Source organism: Vibrio sp. 1978 (assembly GCF_033344345.1).
In genome coordinates, this window is sequence record NZ_JAWPOP010000769.1 from 1 (window position 1) to 585 (window position 585).

1 protein-coding gene and 1 pseudogene are annotated in these 585 nt (G+C 30.6%); one reads left to right on the forward strand and one right to left on the reverse strand.

Annotated elements, in window-relative coordinates; all coding sequences use genetic code 11:
• The coding region (locus R8N49_RS29000; protein ID WP_318190687.1) for an A24 family peptidase at positions 1–322 on the reverse strand (322 nt) is incomplete at its 3' end.
• 194 nt (positions 323–516) lie between these two features.
• Between R8N49_RS29000 and R8N49_RS29005 the strand changes: the two are divergent.
• Positions 517–585, forward strand: a pseudogene (locus R8N49_RS29005) (Flp family type IVb pilin); the annotation flags it as partial.

The window sequence follows — 585 nt, forward strand, 5'->3', positions numbered from 1 at the left end:
GAACCCCACCCAGTAATCCTATCGCTACTATTGCCGCTAACATATATTTATCGTTCACTCCTAAGAAAAGTGAGCCAATGAGTTTTACATCTCCGCCGCCTACAATGTTTATCAACAAAAGTAAAAAAAAACAAATAAAAACAGAGGAACTCACTGCAAGCTGGGTTAGTGGTTCTGGAGTAAAGAACAAACTAAGTAGAGAAGTAATAAAGATAATAAGAAGAAATCGATGTTTCACAATTCTATAACGAATGTCACCATAGAATATGAGTAAGACATTAACCAGGCAAGTTAGCCATAAAGCAAAATTTATATAATTCATTTTACTATTTTAAATGTGTTACTTCTAAATTCAAATCATTTTGGATAATAAAAAATTATGTAATGGATTTCATTACTTTTATAACAACATCTTATATGTAAATAAAAAAGCTTAATTGGTGTGATTGTTTCTGTTGATGTAAATTTTCTTCGTTCACGAAATGAGTGATTAATTCAAGGGAAATAGAGGTAAACATGCTTTTAAATATCAATTCTAAACTTCGTAATATCCGCAACAAATTTAAGTCTGACAAACGTGGTGTC